This is a genomic window from Streptomyces sp. BR123 (assembly GCF_013401435.1).
Classification (GTDB): Bacteria; Actinomycetota; Actinomycetes; order Streptomycetales; family Streptomycetaceae; genus Streptomyces.
Map to the genome: position 1 here is coordinate 1 of NZ_JACBGN010000114.1, position 20,745 is coordinate 20,745.

Genomic DNA, 20,745 nt, shown 5'->3' on the forward strand with positions numbered 1-20,745 from the left:
CGCCCGGACGCACCCTCGGGCGGGGCCCATCGCATGCCGGCCCGCCGCCCGCGCCCGGCCCGCCGCCCCGCTTCCGGGCCGTTGGCGCCGGAGGGCTAACCCTCCAGCGGCTTCAGCTCCTTGGCGAAGTGGAAGGCGACGATGTCGAAGCGCTCCCGGAGGTAGAACCGGTGGGCGCCGGTGCGGTAGGTGGCCGAGTCCAGGCTCAACTCGTGGCAGCCCTCGGCACGCGCGTGTTCCTCCACGTGGGCGATCATCGCGTGGCCGACGCCGGTCGAGCGGGCGGACGCGGACGTCACCAGGTCGTCGACGTAGAGCTTGCGCACCGTGCTGGTGGTGTCGACGATGCGCCAGCCTGCGGCGGCGACGCAGGTCCCGTCGTCCGCGTAGCCGGCGCTGAAGCGCAGACCCTGGGCGTGGCCGCGCTCGTACACCTGGCGGAAGAGCTCCTCGGTGAGGTGCGGGCGCAGCTCGCGCAGGACGGGGAGCAGGTCGGTGTCCAGGCGCGGGTCGCCGACACCCAGGTCGATGATCTTCATGTCAGGACGATATCCCAGCCTCCGCCGGCGCGGCCGGTGCGGGATTCGGCCGGAGGTGACGGCGCGGCAGGGCGGCGGAACGGTCAGCCGCGGTACAGCTTGTTCACCGCGGTGCGGGTGGTGTTCTTGAAGGCGTTCACGGGTGCGTCGTGGAAGGTGCCCATGCGGCCCCAGTGCACGACGGTGACCGTCCGCCCGTCCCTGCCGACGGCGAAGAGGTGCACGTCGTTGCCGGCCCACGCGTGCACGGTCCGCACGCCCTGGACGCGCGCCCCCTCCTCGGCCTGGACGCGGCCGAAGTCGCGCCACTCGGCCGTGACGTCCGGATCCTGCTCCACCCGTTCGGCACAGCCCCTGACCGCCGAGTCGAGCAGCGCGGCGAGCGAGCGCGCCGCGGCTTCGTCGCGCTCCACGACGGTGACCTGGACGGCGTTGGTGTCGACGTCCGTCCAGAACGCGCGGTGCCGTGACGTGGCACCGGGCAGCGCCTCGCCGACGCAGAACGGCAGCGGGTCGGGAACCCCGGAGGTCACCGGCCCGGCCTGCCAGGCCGTGCCGGCCTGCCGGGGCAGTTCGCGGGGGTCCAGGAAGGCGGGCCCGTCGGCGGCGGCTGCGGACGGCGCCGCCAGGGTGGCGGCCGCCACGGCCGCGACGGCGGCCGCGAGGGAGGCGGTGGCAGAGGGGCGGTGGCTCATGAGGGTTCCCCGTTCACGGTGACAGCAGGACTGGCGGTACCTCCTCGGCATTTCCCCGGTACCGCCGGATAAACGACCGCGCCCCGCGGCGGCTCGGAACAGCCGGCCGCGGGGCGCGGGGCGCAGGGCGGTGGAGGGGTGTCAGCGCTGCCGGGCGATGCGCGGGGCGGTCAGGGCAGCCGCCGGCGCGTCGACGAGCGGCGGAACCGGTGCCGCCGTGCCCTTCTCGGCTTCGGGCGCGGGAGCGGGCGCCGGTACGGGGGCAGCCGGGGCCTGAGCGGCCGGGGCCGGAGCCGTGGTACCGCACAGGGCCTGGTCCTTGTAGGCGCCCATCGCGGCGTCGGCCGGGTGGGGAAGGAAGGCAGTGCCGGCCTCGTTGAGACGCTGGTACTTCATCAGGTTGTAGCCGATCGCGAACTGCCGCTTGCCGTCGGGGCTGGACAGCGCCCACGTCCCGGCACCGAAGACGCCGCCGTCGTGCCCCCACACCGGGCCGCACGGCGTGTCCATCGAGTAGATGCCGAGGCCGTAGCGCATGCCGACCTTCCCGTCGGCGTCCTTGACGTCGACGGTGGTGCGCATCTGGTCGAGCTGGGTCCGCGGCAGCAGGTCGCCCTTCAGCAGGGCCCGGTAGAAGGTGTTGAGGTCCTGCGTGGTCGAGACGAGCGCGCCCGCGGTGCCGGCCCAGGTCATGTTGTATTCGCTGTAGTCGCGCGGCGGGTCGATCAGCCCGTAGAAGCTCTCGTACATGCGGGCGTGCGGGCCGTGGATCTTCGGGTCGGTGCCGGGGAAGTAGGTGTTCTTCAGGCCGGCCCGGCGGATCACGTCCCGGGTGATCAGCCGCTCGGGATCCTGGCCCGTGACCTTGCGCAGCACCTCGCCGAGCAGGAGGTAGTTGGTGTTCGAGTAGTGCCACTCGGCGCCGGGTTCGCTCAGCTGCGGGCGGGCCACCCCGTATCCGATCAGCTCGGCCGGGCGCACCGTGCGGAGGCGGTGGTCGTCCAGGCTCTCGGTGGTGCCCTTGAGCAGGGAGGGGAAGGCGTCCCCGACGTAGTCGTTGATGCCGCTGGTGTGGTTGAGCAGCATGCGAACGGTCACCTTGCGGCCGCGCTCGCCGGGCAGCAGCTCGGGCACGTAGTCGCCCACCGGCCGGTCGAGGTCTATGCGGCCCTTCGCGGACTGCTGGAGCACGGCAACGGCGGTGAAGCTCTTCGTCACGCTGCCGACGCGGTGCCGGAAGTCCGGGCGGACCGGCCGCTTGGTGTCCACGTCCGCGAAACCGGCCGCGCCGTCGAAGCGGGTCTGCCCGTCCCGGACCGTCGAGTAGGCGCCGTAGATGCCGGCCTCGTGGATGGCCCGCAGCTTCCTGTCGAGCTCCGCGCGGTCGAGGCGGCCGGTGGCCGGTGCGGCGGCCACCGCGATGTCCGGGCCCGCGGAGGGCGCGGCGACCGCGGCGGGGGCGATACCGGCGAGCAGGGCGGCGGCGACGGCACTCGCCGCCGCGGCGCGGCGCAGCCGGCGGGAACGAGGACGGCCGGGGTGGAGGTGGTCCACGAAGAGCTCCTGAGGCAATGGCCCGGGTCACGGGCGCCTGGCGATCACGAACACCTCGATTCTTTCGGCGCGTTCCGCCTGCTTCCTCCTCCACCGGGACGAACTGCCTGCCGCCGCCTCTCACCCTCCGGGAGGAACCGGCACATTGACTGCCCGTTACATTTGTCATGCCGTCCGGGCCGGTGGGCCATTCTCACCCTTCGCCATTCGCCCTTCGCCCGGGATCCGCGGCGCCCTCTCGGCCGGCGGCCGGGCGGGCGTGAGGGCCGCCGCGGTGCCATGCTGAAGGGGAGACAGGGAGGCGGCGATGGGCTGGTACGCGGACCAGGTCGTGCCACGGATCGTCAATGCCGCCTGCGGGGCCAGGATCGCCCGGCCGCTGAGGCGGCGCGTGTGCGCAGGGCTCCACGGCGACGTGGTGGAGATCGGCTTCGGCACGGGGCACAACGTCCCCTACTACCCGTCGGCCGTCACCGGCGTGGCCGCGATCGAGCCGTCCGACGTCGGGTGGAGGCTCGCCCGCGACCGGGTCCGGGCGTCCGCCGTGCCCGTACGGCGGGCCGGGCTGGACGGGCAGTCGCTGCCCTTCGAGGACGACACGTTCGACACGGCCCTGTCCACCTGGACGCTGTGCACCATCCCCGACGCCGGTGCCGCCCTTCGCGAGGTACGGCGGGTCCTGAAACCCGGCGGCACCCTGCACTTCGTCGAACACGGACTGGCCCCGGAGGAGGACGGGAGCGTACGCCGCTGGCAGCGGCGGCTGGAGCCGGTCAACAGGCGGCTGCTCGGCGGTTGCCACCTCACCCGGTCGACGGTCGGCATGCTGGAGGACGCAGGCTTCGTGATCACCGCGCTCGACGTCTTCTACGAGCAGGGCGCCCCGAAGCCGCTGGCCGCCTTCTCCCTCGGCGTCGCCCTGTCCCCCTAGGCGACCGTCCGACCGCATGCCCGGAAGGCGCCCGGGGCCCTGCCCTCAGGGCGGCTGCCGGGGCTGCGTGCGCAGAAGGCGCTCGGCCGCCGTGGCCGCTTCGCCTTGAGTACGTCGAAGGAGAGGCCCCGGGCGGCCCGGTTCCGGGGCCACGGCTCCTCACTGCGCGTCAGGCCGGCCAGGACTGCGGGCGAGGGGCTCTCCACCCCGGCGAGCAGCCCGTCCGGCCCGGCCCGGCCGGTCAGGCCTGGATGAGCCGGCCTGGATGAGCGGGTCGGAGCGCACGTGCCGGCCGAAGGACCGTCTGGGCCCTCAGGCTGAGGTGGGGGACCGCGTCTTCGCCGTTCATCGTCCTGTCTGCTCCGTCGGGGCCGGTCGAGGGGAACCGTGCGGGAGGAGGAGGGATGACGGGGTGTGGAGGGTGATGCGCGTCGGGGTGAACTCGGTGGCTTCGGTGGGTGATGCGCCCGTTCCGGGGTTCCGTGCGTAGCGGGGGTGGGCGCCGGCGCTGATCTGCCAGCGTATGCGGTGGCCGGCCGCGAAGCGGTGGGCGGTGGAGCTCATGGCCGCGGTCACCTCGACCGGCCGGTCCGGGGTGGCCCGGACGGGGGCCACCCCGTCGCAGACGTTCGTGGAACGGCCGTCGGGGGCCACGTCGCACAGCCGGGTGAAGACGTCGCAGTGGCCGGTGTCGGTGGCGATGGTCAGCCGCGCCGTGACCGGGCCGAGGATCTCCACCGGTGCGGTCAGCGGTGGTCCGGTGAAGGTGAGGACGTCGTCACGGGCCTCCAGCCTGCGGTTGTCCCGGGCGCCGGCGGTACGGGAGAGCAGCCGGCCCCCGACGGAGGGCGTGGGGTCGGCCGGGTCGTAGCGGAAGGCCGCGAGTGGCGCAGGCCCGGCGGAGGCCGGGGCGTCAGGGGCGAGGTGGCCGTCGGGGGCCGCGTACCAGGCCTCGGCGCAAGCGGCGGGCGGCCAGTCGGGCAGGTCGCGCCACTCCTCCCGCGCCCCGCCGACGTGCACGCGTACGCGGCCGGGCCGGACCGCGGTGCGATCGCCCTCGAGGTGGGCACGCAGCCAGGCGAGGCTCTCGGCGAAGACCTCGGGCCAGCCCTGCTGCAGGGCGGAGGTGTGCGTCCACGGGCCGACGAGGAGGGCGGTCTCGCAGCCGGCTCGGCGCAGCCTGTCGTACTGCTCGAAGACCTGGTCCGCGAGGCCGTCGTGCCATCCGGTGACGAGGCCGGTCGGTACGGTGGCCCGGTCCGCGGCGTGGGCGAGGGACGCGCCGGTCCAGTACGGGTCCCCGGCGTCCGGGTGCGTCATCACCTCGTCCAGCCAGGGAAGTTCGCCCAGGGCGGACTCGTGTGCCCCGCGCAGCGGCCGGGCCGTGGTGATGGCGCGCAGGCGCCGGTGCAGGCGCAGCGTCGCCTTCAGGAAGGGGACCGTGCCCCGGTGCTGGTAGGTCATGCCGGCGCCGACCGCGAGAGCGGCCTCCAGGTGAAGCACCCCTCCGGCGTGGAACAGGGCGTGGGGGTCGTGCAGGCCGATCTGGACGACCATCGCCTTGAGCTCGGGCGGCGGGTCCAGGGCCAGGGCCCACTGCACGTAGCCGAGGTAGCTGGGGCCGACGGTGGCGAGGCGCCCGTCGAACCAGGGCTGTTCGCGCAGCCAGGCCACGGTGGCCCGGCCGTCGGCGGGTTCGTTGCGCCACAGGTGGAACCGGCCGCCGGACCCGCCGGTTCCGCGGCAGCTCTGCAGGACCACGTGGAAGCCCTGCTCGGCGAAGAGCACGCCGTACATCGGCCCCCAGGGCAGGCCCCGGCCGTACGGGGAGCGTACGAGGAGCGTCGGGAAGTGTCCCTCGGTGCGCGGGAAGTAGTGGTCGGTGATCAGCGGGCTCCCGTCGGCGGCGGGTACCTCCTGTCCCGGCTGCATGCCGACGTCGTGGCGCTTGGCCGGCAGGCCTCGCCAGGTGGCGCGCATCAACCGGGCGGACAGCGGCGGCCTTCCGGGCGGCGGCAGCCAGGCGGTGGCGGTCGGGGCAGGTGCGTTGACGGGTCGTGAGGACACGGACATGGTTCCCTCCCTTTCTTTACGTACACTGTACGTCATTCAGGGGTGCGGAAGCCGGGGCGCGGGAGCCGGGCTGCGCCGAAGGTGCGGTGTGCGGCGCGACGCGTCCACGGGGACGGGGAGCGGCGGGCGGCGGCGTCGACACTGGGGCGGGGCACCCGTCGGGCCCCGGGCCCGGGAGGGGATGTGCAGGCGAAGGCCGCTGTGGCGCTGGCTCCGTACATGGTCGTGCTGACGGTGACGACGGGGCTGGTGGAGGCGGCCAGCCTGCTCACCCTCGGGCCCGTGTTCACGGCCATGCAGACCGGCAACGTCCTCTTCCTCGGCTTCGGCCTGGTCGGCGAGGGCGGGCTGTCCGCGGCGGCGCCTGCGGTGTCGCTCGGCGCGTTCGTCGTCGGGGCCGTGGCCGGCGCCCGCCTGGAGACCCGGCTCGAAGCCGACCGGCACCGGTGGTTCGTCATCGCACTGGTGGTGGAGGCGCTGCTGGTGGCGGTCGCCGCCGGTACGGCCTGGGGCCTGCATCCCCTTCACCGGGCCCCCACCGCACGCCACCTCGCCACGATCGCCGTGCTCTCGACCGCGATGGGCATCCGCAACGTCACCAGCCTGCGCGTGGGGGTGCCCGACCTGCCCACCACGCTCGTCACCCGGGCCATGACCGCCCTGATGGCAGGATCCTCCCTCGGCCACGACGCCCTCCTCGCCCGCGGGCCGGCCGCGACGGCGCGGCGCGCGGCCTCGGTGGGCGCGATGTTCGCGGGCGGCTTTGCGGGCGCTTCCTGGGTACACGCGGGCTGGCCTGTGGCCGGGCTGCTGCTGGTCGCGTCGGCCGTCGTACTGCTGGTGGCGATCGCGTACGTCCCCCGGCCGCGCCTGTACACGGGCTGAGCCGGAACGGCGGGTGCCGGTGTCCGTGTGGCGCAGCGCCCGCGCGGCGGCGCGCCCGCCATGCCGGGACACGCGCGTGTCGGCGTTCTCGCGCGGCCAGCGCCCGCGTGGCAGGGACCCATGTCGCCGTGCCCGCCCGGCAGGACACCCGCAAGGCAGGGGACCCATGTCGGCGTGCCCGCCCGGCAGGACACCCGCAGGGCAGGGGACCCATGTCGCCGTGCCCGCGGGGCGGCGTGCCCTCATACGCGCTTCCGCGCGGCAGGGCGCCCGTCCGCCGGAGCAGCGGGGTGCCGGGTGCCCGTGTGCCGGGTGCCCGTGAAGCCGGACCGCCCGCGCAGGACGACGCCCGCGCAGCGCGGCATACGCGTGGCGCAGCAGCGGTGCCCGACTGCCCTCGTGCCCGGGCGGCGTGCCCTCGTGCCCGGGCGGCGTGCCCTCGTGCCGGTACCTGCGTGCGTGCACGGGCCGTCCCGGCGGCCTCCTGCCACGAGCGGTGTCACAGCGGCGTGCCAGGATCGGGCGCATGGAGATCCAGATCGCGCCGCCCGCCCCACCGCACTCCTCCACCGCCTACACCGACTGGGCCCGCGCCCAGGGCCCCGCCGCCGAGGAGACCGCGAACGGGCTGCTCGACGAGGTGCGCGGCAGCATCCACCGGGCCCACGAGAAGCCCGGCCGCTTCGTCGACGGCCTGGAGCGGCGCGTGCGGGAGCTGGACCCGGCCCACCTGCCCTGGTTCTGGGACACCGTCGGACACCGGCTGATCAGCTGGCACGCCCGGTCCGCCGCCCGTGCCTACACCCTGGCCCGAACCGCCGAGCAGACGCACGGACTTGCCGTCGACCCCGACTGGCACCGGGCGAATGTGCTCGTCTTCGCCGCCGGCGGGGCCCTGCCCGCCGCCGCCCTCGGCGAGCACCAGGCCTGGCTGGCCGGCCGCCTGGAACCCGCCGCCGCGCACGAGGAGTACGTACGCGTCCTGCGCGCCTGGGCCGCGTCCCCCGGGGACCTCCCCGCCGACCTGGCCCGCCGCGTCCGCCTGTCGGCCCGCGCCGCCGGGCTCGGTCCGGACGAGGAGGCCCGCGTGCTGGGCCTCGTACTCGGCGCGGCGCGGGGCAAGTCCGTCCCCGACCGGCTGCTCGACGCGGCCCGGGACCTGCTCGCCGCCCACCCGCAGGGCGACGCCACCGACGCCCTGCTGCTGGACCTGTTCCCCGAAACCCGCGGTGACGGCTCCGCCTGGCTGCGGTTGCTCCTCGCCTGCGGCGCCGTCGACGCCGCCGTCGCCGGGCGCATCGTCCCGCAGGGCGGCACCGGCGCCTGGTTCGGCCGGTACACGGAGCGCTACTCGCACCGTCCCGCGGGCGGAGGCGGCGTGACCCGGCAGCCGCTGCCGGACGAGCTGTTCGACGTCCTCGCACGCCTCGCCCCGCGGCTGCGGGCCGCCGCCGCGCCCCTCACCCTGCACGAGGACCGCTACCAGTGGCCCGGACTGGACGCCGAACTCCTCGACGCCTGCCTCGCCGAAGGCATCGCCGTCGTGGACCCCGGCCCGGCCGTCGGGCTCGTCCTGCGCGACGGCGACCTGCGGCGCGACCTGCTGGCGCTCGCAGCCGACCCGGTGTTCGGCCCCCGCCTGGAGGGCACCGTCCACGCCGGACTGCGCGGCTCCGGGACGGCGGTCAGCCGGCTCCCCCGCAACCCCGGCATCACCGCCGAGGTCCACAGCCGGATCGAGGCCCTGCTCGACGCCCTGCGCGGCGGCGGTCTGGCCGCGGCCGACGAAGCCGTCCGCGAGCTCGACGGCCTGCTGGACCGTCCCACCGCCCGCGCCCTCGACGGCATCGAGGAGGCGCTCGCCCGCCTCGACCTGACGGGCCCGCTCGCCCGCGCCCTGCGCGCCGGGCTCCCCGAGGAGTGGTGCTGGCCGGCCCTGGAGGAGGCCGTCGCCGGCTTCGGGCCCGGCGGGGTCACCGGGGTCACCTCCACCTGGCCCGTGCTCACCGTCCACGGCCGGGGCCGGGCCGTCGCCGTCGACCACGCCGGGCCCCGCGGCTCCTGCACGTTCCGCCTCCCCGACGACGCGGCCGGCCACACCGTGCACCACGTCGGCGGCCGGTTCCTCGTCAGCTGGGCGGACCGCGGCGACGGCAGCTCCTCCGGCGAGCGGGCCTTCTGGGCCGACCGCCCCGACGAGGTCTTCGAACCGGAGCAGAAGCTCGGCCTGCGCCGCTACGGAGGCATGATCCAGGGCGGTCTCGGCTACCAGTTCGAGACCCCGGACGGCGGCGGTCGCCACGACGGCGAACGGGTCCTGCGGCCCGGCGGCCGCGAGGGCGTCGGCTCCCGCGACGCCCAGATGAGCGACGGCCGGGGCATGTGGACCGTCGACGTCTTCGGATCGGCGGCCGACTGGACGCGGATCGACCCCGCCACCGGCGCCCCTCTCGACGCCGCCGGCACCGGGGCCGCCGCCGCCCGCCGCACCCGGCCCGCGGACGGGAGCAACCTGCCCGCCTTCCACACCGCGGCCCCGCTCCCGCCCGGCACCGGCAGGTTCGGCGACCTCCAGACCCTCGCGCCCCTGCCCCCGGGCGCGCCCGACTCCCCGCTCGGCCAGGACGGCCGGCTCGTCGGCTGCCGCGTCCTGTACCGCACCCCGTACGCGGGCCCCTCGCCCACCTCGTTCGTCCTGGAGGGCATCGACGGGCGTACCGCCGTCTACCGCAGCCGCCGCTGGGGCCGCCGCCCCTGGGCGATCGTCCGGATGCCGTCCGGCGGCGAGGACGCGGTCCTGGCCGGGCAGGAGACCTTCCGGGCCCACGCCGCCGAGGACAACTCCCTGCTCTGGCAGACCCAGGGCTTCCCCGGCTCCGGGCGCAGGCGCACCACCGGCTTCGGCGACGCGGCCGGTCCCTTCCCGCCGCCCGCGTTCTGGCACTTCCTCACACCCCGCTGCGCGGCCTCCTCCACCATGCTGCGCGCCGTCGCCGACACGGCCGTACGGGACCTCCTCGACGCCGCCCTGCGCGGCGAACCGGCCCCCGCCCTGCCCGCCACCCCGGCCGGCAGCCCGCTGGAGCCCGGGATCGCGGCGGGCGTGGCCCGTGCCGCCGTGCTCGCCGCCGACGTACTGCGGCGCCGCCGCGCCCTGTCCCACAAGGTCGCGGTGATGCGCGCCGCGCCGGTGGTGGCCCTGCCCGCCGAGATTCCCGACAGCGTCCTGGTCCCCGCCCTGTACGGGCTGCTGCCCGACGGCCGGCCGCGCCACGACGACCCGGGCCCCGCACCGCAGCCTGCGCTGCTCACCGCCGTCGACGCCGACGGCCGCCACCTGCGCGGGGAGATCGACGACGAGACCCGCGTCCTGGCCCTGCCCGCCGCCCCCGGCGCCTGGCAGGCCCTGCTGGGCGGGATCGGCGCCGCCGCCTGGCGCGCCGCCGTCGCCACCACGCCCGACCCGGACCGGGACGCGCTCGTCGCCCTGCTGCGGACCTGGAGCGGCCAGCCCTACGCCGTCCGCGGCAGCTCCTGGCGCACCGGCCGGGCCACCCCGGAGGCCCTGGCCGCCTGCCGCGCCGCCGGCCGGCCGCTGGCCTCGGGCGCGGTCCGCGACGGCATGGCCTGGTTCGTGCAGCCGTCCTCCGCGCCCGCCCCGGCCGGCGCCGCCGACGCCGCCGACGTCACGGTCGGGGAGGACGACGCCGCACGCCTGCCCCGGCTCCTGGCCCTGCTGTCCGAGCGGGGACCGGTCGCCGTCGAGCGGGCGGCGGTCGAGGCCTTCGCCCGGCTGACCGGGGTCCGGGCCCCCGTCGCGGCCCTGGTCCTGGCCGGGTTCCCCGGCCGTGAACGCCACGACGAGCACCTCGCCCTGCTCGGCTCCGCCCCCTACAGGGCCGGCAAGGGCGTCGTCCCGCTGTACGACGAGGTGTGCCGCCGGCTCGGAGCCGACGGGCGCCGCACGGTCCTGGCCGCCGGCCTGCCCGGCGACCCTGCCGAGCTGTGGGAGCCCGCCGCCACGACGGCCGCGGCCGAGCGGATGGCCGCCGCATGGAACGGGCTGCTGGGCGCCGAGGACTACGCCGACGAAGAACTCGCCACCGCCCTCGCCGCCGACCTCGGCCTGCCCGACGGCTGGGCCCGCAGCCTGCCCGCCGGGCACGCCCCCGGGGGCGCGCCGTACGGCGAGGCCGGCTTCGTCCTGACCGGCGACCGCATCGGGGGCCTCGTGGTCAGGCACCGCGCACCCGAGCGCTCCGCCTGGGGCTACGTCCGCCCGGGCGAGCCCGCGCACCGCACGGCCGCCTCCGTGATCGCCTGGGCGCTCACCGAGCGCCCGGTCGGCGACCCGGCCGCCCGGGGCGCCCTCGCCCTGTACGGGCGGCTGCGGGACCGGCTCGACGACCCCGGCACCCTCGTCCCGCTCGGCGGGTTCGAGGACCTGGCCGCCACGGCCGCGACCGACCCGGCGTTCGTCCCGTACGAGGGCGAGGTGCGGCCCTGCCCCGAACCGCTCTGGGAGAAGGTCACGTCCGTCTCCACCGCCGCCGACGACGGGCTGTTCGTCGTCGCCGTCCCGGCCGGCGACACGTTCCTGCGGCCCGCCGCCCTGGCCGACCCGGCGCGGCTGGCACGGGCCGAGGCCCTGGCCGCCGCCGACAGCCGGCCGTGGCTGCTGACGGAGCTGCGGAAGACGAAGCAGCTCCTCGACGGGCTCGGCCGGCTCGTGGCCCGCGCCTCGGACACCCCCGTACCCGGGGGCGGGTACGAGAACAACCCGGCGCTCAGCGCCCCCGAGCTGGTGGAGGAGGTCGCCTCGGCGCTGGGTACGGGCCCCGATGCGGCAGCCCTGTACCTCCAGCTGCTGGCGCTCGCCCGGCCCACCGACCGCGCCGTACGCCGCTGGAACGGCTGGACGGCGGCCCGGCACAAGGCCGCCCAGGCGGAACTGCTCGCCACCGGTGCCGTCGAGGCCGGCAAGCGGGCCCGCGCCGGGCGCACGCTCTTCGCGCCGGGGCCGTGGGTCCGGCTGAAGGCCCCGCACCTGCCGGTGGAGAGCGACAAGCTGCCCTCCCATCTGGCGTCGGCCTCGGGCACCGCCTTGCACGCCCCGCTGCTGCGGCTGCTCCCGGTGCTGCCGCCGCACGAACAGTTCGCCGAGGCCTGGGCCCGGACCCGGGCCGGCACGGCCCGGTAGCCGCCGGCCCGCGGCCCGCACGCCGCCGCCGCTGCCCCGCCGCAGGGAAGACCGGCCGCCGTGCGGGCCGTTCCGCCGTTCACCCGTACGGCGTCACCGGCCGGACCGGCCTATGCTCGGAGAAGGGGCACGTCCGAGCCCTGGAGGCGGTCATGTCCGATGCGACCGATCCGGTCGCGGCCGATCTCGCGCTGAAGGCCCGCCACCGGGCCATGTGGGCCATGGGCGACTACCCTTCCGTGGCCTCCCACGTCGTCCCGGAGAACGGTGCCGAACTCGTCAGGGAATGCGGTGTACGCCAGGGGGACCGCGTCCTCGACATCGCCGCGGGCTCGGGCAACGCGGCCATCCCCGCCGCGCTCACCGGGGCCGACGTGGTGGCGAGCGACCTCACGCCCGAACTCCTCGAAGTGGGACAGCACCTGGCCACGTTGCGCGGCGCCCGGCTGGAGTGGCGGGAGGCCGACGCGGAGCACCTTCCCTTCACGGACGGCGAGTTCGACGTCGTGATGTCCTGCTTCGGCATCATGTTCGCCCCGCACCACCAGACGGCCGCCGACGAGATGCTGCGGGTGTGCCGCCCCGGCGGCACGGTGGGCCTCGCCAACTGGACTCCCGAGGGTTTCATCGGCCGGATGTTCGCGACGATGAAGCCGTACGCGCCTCCCCCGCCGCCCGGAGCCCAGCCGCCGCCCCTCTGGGGCGACGAGGAACACGTGTACGGGCTGCTCGGCGACCGCGTCACGGACGTGGACTCCCGCCGCACGACCGTCCGCGTGGACGCCTTCCCCGACCGCGGCGACTTCCGCACGTTCTTCAAGGCCTGCTACGGCCCGACCATCGCCGTCTACCGCGCCCTCGGCAACGACCACGACCGGGTGGCCGCCCTCGACGGCGAACTCGACGCGCTGGCCGAGGAGAACACCCGGGACGGCGTCATGGAATGGGAGTACCTCCTCCTCACGGCCCACCGCACCAGCTGAACGCCGCCGCGCCCGCCCGGGTCCTGTTGGCGCAGCTCCAGGACGGTGCACGCCGAGCCCGTGGCGCCTGCGAGGCTCCACGTGTGTGTGGATCTAGGCTGCTTGCTACCGCGCGGGCGGCATGCTCGCGTCAATCGGAGGGAGAACCACACATGCACACACGCCGGATCCTCGGTGCGGCAATGGCGTCCGCCGCCCTGGTGGGGACCACGCTCGTCGCCGGCAGCCCGGCCATGGCCCAGACGAACGCGGCTGCGGCGAGCTGTACGGCGCTGGCACTGGAGACCGTGGTGATACGCGACCGGATGAGCGTCAACGGCACGGGGCTCGCCCAGCTCAACAAGGGCGAGAGGGCCTCGTCGCCGTGCCAGATGTACTACGGCGGCTCGTACAGCAAGTGCGGCATCAACAGCAACCGCTGGGTGAAGGTCACGAAGCACGGCGTCACCGGATACGTCGTCGGCACCTGCGTGAAGCAGCCTGCCTGATCCAGGCCTCGGCCGAACGGCGCGGGTCCCGGGCGCAGCAGCGCCCGGGACCCCGCCCGCACCCGCCCTCTGCGCCACACGGGAAAAGGCCCCGGACTCCCTCAGGAGGCCGGGGCCTTGATCGAGCGCTGGGCAGGCCTTGCACCTGCATCCCCCCACAGGAAGTGGGGTGCCTTTCCTTGGACCACCAACGCCGGTCCCACCTCCGCGTCGTGCGGCGGCGAGCTCGAGATCAATCATATCGTATTCCGCACCCCGCCCGGAACCTCCTCTTCCGGCCCCGGCCTTCGTGCGGTGGCAGCGGACGCTCGACCTGAACCAAACATGAGCTCTTACGGTCCTCGCAGAGCATCCGGGACGGAACCGGCGGCCGATCGGGAGGAGTTCGCCGTGACCGAGCGCACCGCCACCAGCGAGATCCCCGACCGGTACCGCCACGCGGTGATCCCGCACATCACGCCGCGCTCGGCGGGGGAACGACCGTCACCCTGCACGTCTTCGTGCCGGACGTCGTCAGCCTGGCGGACCGCGCGAAGGCCGCCAGCGCCGAGGTCCTCCAGCCTCCGACGGACATGTTCCACGGCGACCGCACCGTCATTCTCAAGGACCTCTCGCGCCACCTATGGGTCTTCCTGAGCCACTCGGAGGACATCTCGGAGGCGGAGATCCGGCTCCGCACGGCCGCCGGGTGACGGCCTCCCCGCCCTCATGGCCGGCGCCGCTGCCCGAGCACCGTGCCGAGGACCCGTTCCACGGGGAAGTAGCCCGCCTGGCGGGAGTCGTAGCTGTTCGCCGGGTTGTCGCCGAGGAGGACGAGCCGGCCGGGGGGTACGACCGCGCCCGCCGTGCCGTCGAGGCCCGGTACGCGCTCCAGCGGGGCCGGGTCCCCGGACACCGCCGCCACGCGTTTGACGATCCAGCGGCGGGAGGCCATCGCATGCGGGGAGGCGGAGCGGGTGACCGGCGGCAGGGGCCGGCCCGCGCCCTCCGCGGGCCGCTCCAGTACCACCACCCGCCCCACCGCGATCCGGCCGCCGCGGTGGACGAGGACCCTGGCGCCGTCCTCGTACAGCGGGGCCATGCTGCTGCCGCGCACGGTGACCCGCACCACCGTGTACCGCAGCAGCAGGGCGGCGGCACCCGCACCTGCCAGGCCGAGTGCGGCGGCGGCCACCGCCCGGCGCGTGCTGCACCTCATCGGTGGCCCGCTTCCCGGACTGCGGCGGGCCGGGCGGCTTCGGGCCGGGCGGCAGCGGCCGGGCCGTCCTGCGGCCGGTATCCGGACGCCTGGAGGGCGAACAGCCGCGCGTACCGTCCGTCCGCCGCCATGAGGGAGGCGTGGGTGCCCTGTTCGACGACCTGGCCCCCCTCCAGCACCACGATGGCGTCCGCTTCCCGGACCGAGCCGAGCCGGTGGGAGATCAGCAGGCTGGTCCGGCCCCGGCGGTGGGTGCGCAGCGCCTCCTGGATCTCCGCCTCCGCCTGCGCGTCGAGCCCGGAGGCCGGCTCGTCGAGGATCATCAGGTCCCGTTCGTCCCTCAGGAACGCCCGGGCCAGCGCGAGCCGCTGCCACTGGCCGCCGGAGAGCATGACGCCGGTGGCCTCCTGGCCGTCCTCCGAGGTCGCGGGGAAGCTGCGGGACAGCAGGGTGCCGTAGCCGCGGGGCAGGGTGGACAGCTTGCGGTGGATACCCGCCCGCTGCGCCGCGCCGCGGATCCGTTCCGTGTCGCCGAAGGCGCCGAGATCGCCCAGTCCGATGTTCTCGGCCGCCGTCATGTCGTACGCCATGTAGTCCTGGAACGCCGCCCCGATGCGGGTGCGCAGCCGGGCGGGGTCGACGTCCCGCAGGTCCACGCCGTCCCAGAGGATGGCGCCGCGCGTCGGATCGTAGAACCGGCACAGCAGTTTCACCAGGGTGGACTTGCCCGAGCCGTTCAGCCCGACGAGGGCCAGCGCCTCCCCGTGGCGCAGGCGGAGGCTGACTCCGCGCAGGACCCACGGATGCTCCTCGGAGTACCGGAACCACACGTCCCGGAACTCGATGCCCTCACGCAGCGCGGGCAGCGGGGCGGGCGCGTCGGCCACCGGCAGGTCCGGCCCGCCGCGGACGATGTCCAGGTAGTGCTCGAAGAGCATCAGCGCCTCGTGCGCGCCCGCGACGTGTCCCGCGACGGCGGTGAGGGAGCCCTGTACGCCGGCCACCGCCGCGATGAGGATCGCGATATCTCCCACGGAGAGGTGCCCGGACCTGGCGGCCAGCACGGCCCACACCACCCCGCCGCCGGAGACCAGCGCGGCGAGCAGCGCCAGCCCGGACTGGACGAGCGCGTCCCGCCGGTCCAGCCGCGCCCTGGCCGTGTCGGCGGTGCGCCGGTCGGCGAGCATGCGGCCCTGGAGGAAGGAGCCGATGCCGAACAGCCTTACCTCTTTGGCGGCTTCGATGCTCGACAGCAGCCGGCTGTAGAAGATCTCGCGCCGTTCCGTGGGCCCGAGGTCCCAGTGCAGGCGGGCCCTCCGCCGGGACAGCAGCAGTTCGGCGACGAGCGCGGGCACCCCGGCGGCCACCACCAGTACGGTCATGGCGGGGCTGAGGACGAAGAGGGAGCCGAGGAAGCCGGTCACCGTGATCGCGGCCTGGGCCAGTCCCAGGATCCCGTTGACCACCTGGCCGGGCCCGACGGCGCTCGCCTGCTGCGCCAGCCGCAGCCGGTCGAGGAAGGCGGGGCTCTCGAAACGGCCCAGGCCCACGAGCCCGTTGACCGCCGCGAAGAGCCGATCCTGCGTCAGTAGGCCGATGGCGCGGTCCAGTTGCGCCCTCAGGTAGTCGTTCGTGTGGGCGGTCGCCGCGACCACCACGCCGACGGCGGCGAGCCCCGCCGCCAGGCCGACGAGCGCGCCCGTCGGGATGCCGCCGGCCGTCAGGCCGTCCAGGGCGAGCTTGGTCAGCCAGGCCGCGACGACGGGGAGCGCACCCGTGGCGAGGGTGAGCAGGACGTGGCCGGCGAAGACCCACGGTGCCGCCCGTGCCGCGAGGGCGACGGCCGTCGCCGCGTGCCGCGGGAAGCGCGATGCGCCCGCCCGGCGGGCCGTGTTCCCCTGCCGGGCGCTGGACGTTCCGGGCCGGCCCGGGCCGGGAGCGCCGGCCCGGGCATCGGTCGCGGGCGTGGACGCGGTCACTTGGTGAGGCTGGTCGGGCTGGACTGGCTGGTCCGGCCGGTCGGCCGACTGAGCGCCACGTCGTCGTCCACGACGACGAGGCGGCCGTCGGCATCGCGGTCGGCCCGCAGCACGCTCGGGAAGGCCCGGATCCCCAGTGCGGTGCCCATCGCACCGCCGGACTCCTCGACCACCACGTGCGCGACCCGGCTCAGTTCGGCCACGAACCCGGACGCCGCGCCGGCGTCGCCGACGACGGTCGCCACCACCGAGGAGCGGCCGCCGGGCTCCTGCCGCGCGTACTCGACGAACCGCGGGAGTTTGTCCTTGCAGGGCTCGCAGGTCGGGGAGAAGAACCCGAAGAGGACCGGCCCGGACAGCAGATCGCTCACCAGGGGCTCCCCGAGGACGGTAGCGGTGTCGAACTCACCCACCTCCTGGCCGGCTTCGAGGTGGACCGGGTCTCCCTGCACGGCTCCGAGCAGCTCCGTGTGCTCCCGCAGCCGTTTGACGACGCCCAGGGTGAGGACCAGGTTCAGCGTGCACAGCGTTCCGACGAGGGCCACGACGGCGATCAGGACGGGCATGAGGGCTCCTTGACCTCTGGGCTCCTTGGCCTCTGGCTTCTTGGCCTTTGGCTTCTTGGCCGGCGACTACCCGGCATTTCGGTGTCGTCGTACGGGTGCGGCTGCCGCGTCGGCCGCCGGGGCGGCGGGCAGCGGGCGGAAGAGGGCCATCAGGTGGTCGAGCTGGGTCACCACGATCCCGGCGATCAGCCCTGCGGCACCCGCCACCACCGCACCGCCCGGCCGGGCACCGGCGGCGACCGGTACGGCGAGCGCCCCGGCTCCGCTCACGGCGACGGCGCAGAGCGCGAGGTTCCGCACGAGGTGAGGGGTGCCGAGCGGTGTCGTCGACGGGCCGAAGCAGCGACAGGGGGCGGTGGCTCCCCGCCGTACGGCGGCCGCGATGGCCGCGGTGAACGCCGCCAGCAGGACGGCGGCGAGCGCGAACCCGGCCGCCGTGGCGCCACGCGCCGGCACGGTCATCAGGACGCACACGGCGGCCTCCCCGGCTGTCACCGTCCGGGCCGCCGGGCGGACGAGGCCGGGCGGCAGCATGCCGAAGGACCGGACGGACTCGGCGAAGGCGGTGAACGCGTGGCGTCCGGCGACCTTGCCGACGACGGACACCAGGAACACCAGCCCCAGCAGTCCGCGGGCCCCCGCGACCAGGTACTCCATGGAACTGCCTCCGGCAGGTAGGGGCTGGAAGGGAGCCGTGCGGCGGGTGTCCGCCCGCCGCACGACGGTGGCCGGTACGGGATGACGGCCGTCAGAAGCAGAAGCCGGCGCCCGGGTCGCAGTTCGCGCAGCGGTCGAAGGTCCAGGTGCCGCCGCCGCAGGGCCGCTTCTTGTACCAGCGGTGGCCGGTGGAGGCGCAGCCGGACGAGCCCTGCACGCACTGGTAGCACATGCAGGCCGCTTCGGCGGCGGACGCGTCGACGCGCGGCACCAGGCGGTCCAGCATCCTGCCGCCCAGCCTCTCAAGCGTTGTGCGCATGTCTCTCTCACTCCTTCGCGATCGGATCGATGGGCCGGGGCACCGGATCACGGCCGTTGGCCGCGAACGGCGCCTCCGACCACGACAGTGCCGGACGGCCGCGGGGTTGTCGTTGTCTGCGGGTGCAGGGTGGTTGTCGGTCCGTGCGGCGTCGCCCGCCTCCGGAAGTCGCGCGGTGGGGCCCCGTACACGGACCGGAAGAGTCGGCTGAAGTGCGCCTTGTCCGGGAAGCCCCAGCGTGCGGCGATGCAGTGGATGGGGCGCCCGGCCAGCCGCGGGTCGGCGAGGTCGCGCCGGCACCGTTCCAGCCGTTCCTGCCGGATCCAGGCGGCCACCGTCTGGCCGTCCTCCTCGAAGAGGGCGTAGAGGGAGCGGCGGGACAACCGGTGGGCCGCGGCGATGCTCTCCGGGGTGAGCGGATCGGCGAGGTGGCGCCGGATGAACTGCCTGATCTGCGTCCGCAGCGCCCGCCGGCGGTCCTCGGGGTCCAGGACCTCGACGGAGCCGGCCGCGGCACCGAGCACGGACGCCACCAGGCTCGCGGTGGTGTCGGCGAGACAGGGGATGTCGGTCCGCGCGAACTCGTCGCAGCGGCCGGTGATGTCCGCGAGCCAGCGTGCGAGTGCGCCCCCCATGCCCGTTCCGAGGGTCACGGGTACGCCGTGCAGCCGGTGCAGCGTGCTCGGCGGCAACGGGAGCGCGGCGCGCGGGAGCTGGACGATGACGCAGGAGTGGACCCCGGCCGGGTCGTCGAAGCGGCCGCTGTAGGTGCCGGAGCTGTCCACCAGGACCAGCCGGCCGGCCCCGATCCGGGTCTGGCGTCCTCCGATGCCGAGGGTGGCCCGCCCTCTCCTCATGTGGAGGACGTGGAAGGCCTGCGGGTCGTGTCGGCGGACGAGCCGTGCGGTGCGGGCGAACCCGGCCTGCGGGCACACCAGCGCCGCGGCCCACACGCTGCCGAGGTCGAGGACGCGCAGGCCCGCGCGGAGCCGCGCAGGCCCGTCGGACAGCAGGTCCGGGACGTGCCAGAGCCCGGTGATCCCGTCCGGTACCGCACGGGTTTCGGGTGGGCACGTCGCCTCCGGCTCGGCGGCGCCTCGTGCCGGTGCCGGTGTCCCGGGTGGACATCGTTCGGGCATACCCGTTCGCTCCTTCCTGGTTCGGGGTGGTGGTCGCCTTCGGCCCGGCGTGAAGGGATGCCCGGGGCACGCAGCGGCCCGTGGCTCGCCCGTGCAGGTCGTGGTGGCATCCGACGCGGCATCCGCCGCTCGCGCTCATCCCTCGGCCGGGGCCGCGCAGCCGTGCGTGGCGACGGTTCGTCCGGTCCGGCCGGGCACCGCAGACTCTGCCGACCGGCACCGGGCCGGGGCAACGGCAACGGGCTGTCCCGGACGCCCTGCCGTTGTCCGGGCTGGTCGGTGCCGTGTCCGGACGGCTGTCCGGCGGCGGCGCCGGGCCGGGGCAGGGCCGCGGTTCACGGAGCGGGCTGAGGGCCGGCCGGGCAGGTCCGGGCGCGGCTGGTGCCGAGGACGCAAGGCTTCCGGGAGCGCTGCTCCCGCAGGCGGCCTGAGCCAGGAATCCCCGTGAGCCCCTGAGCGGGCCATCCCCCGCCTTCAGGCGGGAGCAGTCAATGGGGGATCAGATCGATCAGGAAGCGCTGGCCCGGCTGGGAGCCGCAGGATTCCTGCACGAGTTCGACTCCCGAGCCCGCCGCACCGTCGCGGATGCCCAGACAGAGGTCGCTGCGGCCGCGCCGCAGGCGGAAGCCCTCGGCCGCGGCGCCGACGCTCTCGATCCGGAAGAGCTGTCCGTCCTTGTCGGGCTGGCAGCTTTCCCGGGGCTCCACGAGCCCTTCGGCGATGCCGCTGTCCATGACGGTCAGGCAGCCCATGCCCTTGTCCACGGGATGTTCCCACTTGATGGTGGTCAGGCCGTCGGCGACGGGCTGGAGGAAGGTGCGCGGGCCCGGATCGGTGCAGGGGCGCTGCACCGCGACCTCTGAGGGGTAGCGTCCGGAACGCTCCCGCCCTGCGGTCAGGCACAGTTCCGTCGCCTGCGCGGGCCGGATGAGGGCCCAGCTCCCCGCGGACTTCAGGGGGAAGAGCCCGGCGAGCCGTGCGCCCGCCGCTCCGGCCGTACGGGGGCCTGAGGTCGTGGTCAGGCCGTTGGCGACCAGTGTCCCGGCCGCCGTGGCGCCGGCCAGTGCCAGGGCGGCCGCCACGATCAGCATCCGCTTGCGCCGCTTCGTCCCCGCCGCCCGCGCACGCGGGGCGGCTCGTGGGGTGTCCGCGTCGGAGGACGGATCGGCGTCCGTGGGGGATGTCTCGGGGCCCTCGTTCGCGAGGCGCTGCCAGGCGCCGAGCCACTCCCCCAGCCGGTCCTGGTCGTCGCAGGCCCGGACGAAGGCCGCAACCCACTCCCGGCGCGGGAGCGTCTGCTTGCGCAGGACGTCGGCGACCGTGCTGCGCGGCAGGACGTCGCCGCGGGCCGCCGCCCGGCTTTCGAGGTCACGCAGTGTCAGTCCGGACCGTGCCTTGAGCGCCCTCAGTGCGGCAATGAAGTCGTCAGCGGTGGACAAACCGGCAGGCTGTACGAAATCTGCGTCCATTCGACCAGGGGTATCGCACGGGCAGTCAACGGGCAACAGCGCCTGTCCGGACGCCCGGACACCCCTGGGC

General features: G+C 75.3%; 17 protein-coding genes. 6 read left to right on the top strand and 11 right to left on the bottom strand.

What is annotated here, in order from left to right; translation table 11 throughout:
- Nucleotides 1-95: 95 nt before the first annotated feature.
- From HYE82_RS18855 to HYE82_RS18865, 3 genes are all read right to left on the bottom strand, one after another.
- Entirely contained in the window at nucleotides 96-539 is a 444-nt protein-coding gene (locus tag HYE82_RS18855) for a GNAT family N-acetyltransferase (protein ID WP_179175269.1), read from the bottom strand.
- An 83-nt stretch (nucleotides 540-622) separates the two neighbouring features.
- On the bottom strand, nucleotides 623-1,234 hold the full coding sequence (locus tag HYE82_RS18860) for a hypothetical protein (RefSeq protein ID WP_179175270.1): 612 nt from the start codon (nucleotides 1,232-1,234) through the stop codon (nucleotides 623-625).
- Nucleotides 1,235-1,375: 141 nt separating this feature from the next.
- Nucleotides 1,376-2,788, bottom strand: coding sequence for a serine hydrolase domain-containing protein (locus tag HYE82_RS18865; RefSeq protein ID WP_309144373.1), 1,413 nt, complete (start codon nucleotides 2,786-2,788; stop codon nucleotides 1,376-1,378).
- Between the two features lie 307 nt (nucleotides 2,789-3,095).
- On the opposite strand from HYE82_RS18865, the gene HYE82_RS18870 reads away from it, so the two are divergent.
- Nucleotides 3,096-3,719: a class I SAM-dependent methyltransferase gene (locus tag HYE82_RS18870; protein WP_179175271.1), complete on the top strand. Its 624-nt coding sequence runs from the start codon at nucleotides 3,096-3,098 to the stop codon at nucleotides 3,717-3,719.
- A gap of 345 nt (nucleotides 3,720-4,064) precedes the next feature.
- Here HYE82_RS18870 and HYE82_RS18875 read toward each other — a convergent pair whose 3' ends face one another.
- A complete protein-coding gene (locus tag HYE82_RS18875; protein WP_179175283.1) occupies nucleotides 4,065-5,699 on the bottom strand; it encodes a CocE/NonD family hydrolase in 1,635 nt (544 codons plus the stop codon).
- A 276-nt stretch (nucleotides 5,700-5,975) separates the two neighbouring features.
- Here HYE82_RS18875 and HYE82_RS18880 point away from each other — a divergent pair, with 276 nt between their 5' ends.
- The 5 genes from HYE82_RS18880 to HYE82_RS39545 all read left to right on the top strand — a co-directional run bounded on the left by HYE82_RS18880 (nucleotide 5,976) and on the right by HYE82_RS39545 (nucleotide 14,040).
- Nucleotides 5,976-6,677, top strand: coding sequence for a YoaK family protein (locus tag HYE82_RS18880; RefSeq protein ID WP_309144374.1), 702 nt, complete (start codon nucleotides 5,976-5,978; stop codon nucleotides 6,675-6,677).
- Between the two features lie 526 nt (nucleotides 6,678-7,203).
- Nucleotides 7,204-11,877, top strand: coding sequence for a hypothetical protein (locus HYE82_RS18885; RefSeq protein ID WP_179175272.1), 4,674 nt, complete (start codon nucleotides 7,204-7,206; stop codon nucleotides 11,875-11,877).
- Between the two features lie 152 nt (nucleotides 11,878-12,029).
- Nucleotides 12,030-12,860 carry a class I SAM-dependent methyltransferase gene (locus HYE82_RS18890; protein WP_179175273.1) on the top strand — a complete coding sequence of 277 codons (831 nt, stop codon included), beginning with the start codon at nucleotides 12,030-12,032 and terminating at the stop codon, nucleotides 12,858-12,860.
- 152 nt (nucleotides 12,861-13,012) lie between these two features.
- Complete coding sequence (locus tag HYE82_RS18895; RefSeq protein ID WP_179175274.1) at nucleotides 13,013-13,348, top strand: hypothetical protein; 336 nt, start codon at nucleotides 13,013-13,015, stop codon at nucleotides 13,346-13,348.
- A gap of 350 nt (nucleotides 13,349-13,698) precedes the next feature.
- The gene (locus HYE82_RS39545) at nucleotides 13,699-14,040 is read left to right on the top strand and encodes a VOC family protein (protein ID WP_369009815.1); all 342 of its coding nucleotides are present in this window, start codon (nucleotides 13,699-13,701) and stop codon (nucleotides 14,038-14,040) included.
- A 14-nt stretch (nucleotides 14,041-14,054) separates the two neighbouring features.
- On the opposite strand, the gene HYE82_RS18905 is transcribed toward HYE82_RS39545, so the two are convergent.
- The 7 genes from HYE82_RS18905 to HYE82_RS18935 form a co-directional block, all read right to left on the bottom strand.
- Nucleotides 14,055-14,546, bottom strand: coding sequence for a S26 family signal peptidase (locus HYE82_RS18905; protein ID WP_179175275.1), 492 nt, complete (start codon nucleotides 14,544-14,546; stop codon nucleotides 14,055-14,057).
- A complete protein-coding gene (locus HYE82_RS18910; RefSeq protein WP_179175276.1) occupies nucleotides 14,543-16,525 on the bottom strand; it encodes an ABC transporter ATP-binding protein in 1,983 nt (660 codons plus the stop codon). The genes HYE82_RS18905 and HYE82_RS18910 overlap by 4 nt, the downstream gene beginning before the upstream one ends.
- Nucleotides 16,522-17,091: a hypothetical protein gene (locus HYE82_RS18915; protein WP_179175277.1), complete on the bottom strand. Its 570-nt coding sequence runs from the start codon at nucleotides 17,089-17,091 to the stop codon at nucleotides 16,522-16,524. Before HYE82_RS18915 ends, HYE82_RS18910 begins: the two co-directional genes overlap by 4 nt.
- Before the next feature lie 66 nt (nucleotides 17,092-17,157).
- The gene (locus HYE82_RS18920) at nucleotides 17,158-17,748 is read right to left on the bottom strand and encodes a MauE/DoxX family redox-associated membrane protein (protein WP_179175278.1); all 591 of its coding nucleotides are present in this window, start codon (nucleotides 17,746-17,748) and stop codon (nucleotides 17,158-17,160) included.
- A 91-nt stretch (nucleotides 17,749-17,839) separates the two neighbouring features.
- Nucleotides 17,840-18,067, bottom strand: a complete 228-nt coding sequence (locus tag HYE82_RS18925) for a hypothetical protein (protein WP_179175279.1) — start codon at nucleotides 18,065-18,067, stop codon at nucleotides 17,840-17,842.
- 47 nt (nucleotides 18,068-18,114) lie between these two features.
- Nucleotides 18,115-19,206 (bottom strand): helix-turn-helix domain-containing protein, encoded by a 1,092-nt coding sequence (locus HYE82_RS18930; protein WP_179175280.1) that lies wholly within the window; start codon nucleotides 19,204-19,206, stop codon nucleotides 18,115-18,117.
- A 488-nt stretch (nucleotides 19,207-19,694) separates the two neighbouring features.
- Entirely contained in the window at nucleotides 19,695-20,645 is a 951-nt protein-coding gene (locus tag HYE82_RS18935; RefSeq protein WP_179175281.1) for an RICIN domain-containing protein, read from the bottom strand.
- Nucleotides 20,646-20,745: the final 100 nt, after the last annotated feature.

Coding starts and splice junctions, on each gene's coding strand:
- HYE82_RS18925 (WP_179175279.1), bottom strand. CDS start 18,067: ATGCGCACAACGCTTGAGAGGCTGGGCGGCAGGATGCTGGACCGCCTG.
- HYE82_RS18855 (WP_179175269.1), bottom strand. CDS start 539: ATGAAGATCATCGACCTGGGTGTCGGCGACCCGCGCCTGGACACCGAC.
- HYE82_RS18875 (WP_179175283.1), bottom strand. CDS start 5,699: ATGCGCGCCACCTGGCGAGGCCTGCCGGCCAAGCGCCACGACGTCGGC.
- HYE82_RS18915 (WP_179175277.1), bottom strand. CDS start 17,091: ATGCCCGTCCTGATCGCCGTCGTGGCCCTCGTCGGAACGCTGTGCACG.
- HYE82_RS18920 (WP_179175278.1), bottom strand. CDS start 17,748: ATGGAGTACCTGGTCGCGGGGGCCCGCGGACTGCTGGGGCTGGTGTTC.
- HYE82_RS18870 (WP_179175271.1), top strand. CDS start 3,096: ATGGGCTGGTACGCGGACCAGGTCGTGCCACGGATCGTCAATGCCGCC.
- HYE82_RS18905 (WP_179175275.1), bottom strand. CDS start 14,546: ATGAGGTGCAGCACGCGCCGGGCGGTGGCCGCCGCCGCACTCGGCCTG.
- HYE82_RS18890 (WP_179175273.1), top strand. CDS start 12,030: ATGTCCGATGCGACCGATCCGGTCGCGGCCGATCTCGCGCTGAAGGCC.
- HYE82_RS18860 (WP_179175270.1), bottom strand. CDS start 1,234: ATGAGCCACCGCCCCTCTGCCACCGCCTCCCTCGCGGCCGCCGTCGCG.
- HYE82_RS18930 (WP_179175280.1), bottom strand. CDS start 19,206: ATGCCCGAACGATGTCCACCCGGGACACCGGCACCGGCACGAGGCGCC.
- HYE82_RS18895 (WP_179175274.1), top strand. CDS start 13,013: ATGCACACACGCCGGATCCTCGGTGCGGCAATGGCGTCCGCCGCCCTG.
- HYE82_RS18885 (WP_179175272.1), top strand. CDS start 7,204: ATGGAGATCCAGATCGCGCCGCCCGCCCCACCGCACTCCTCCACCGCC.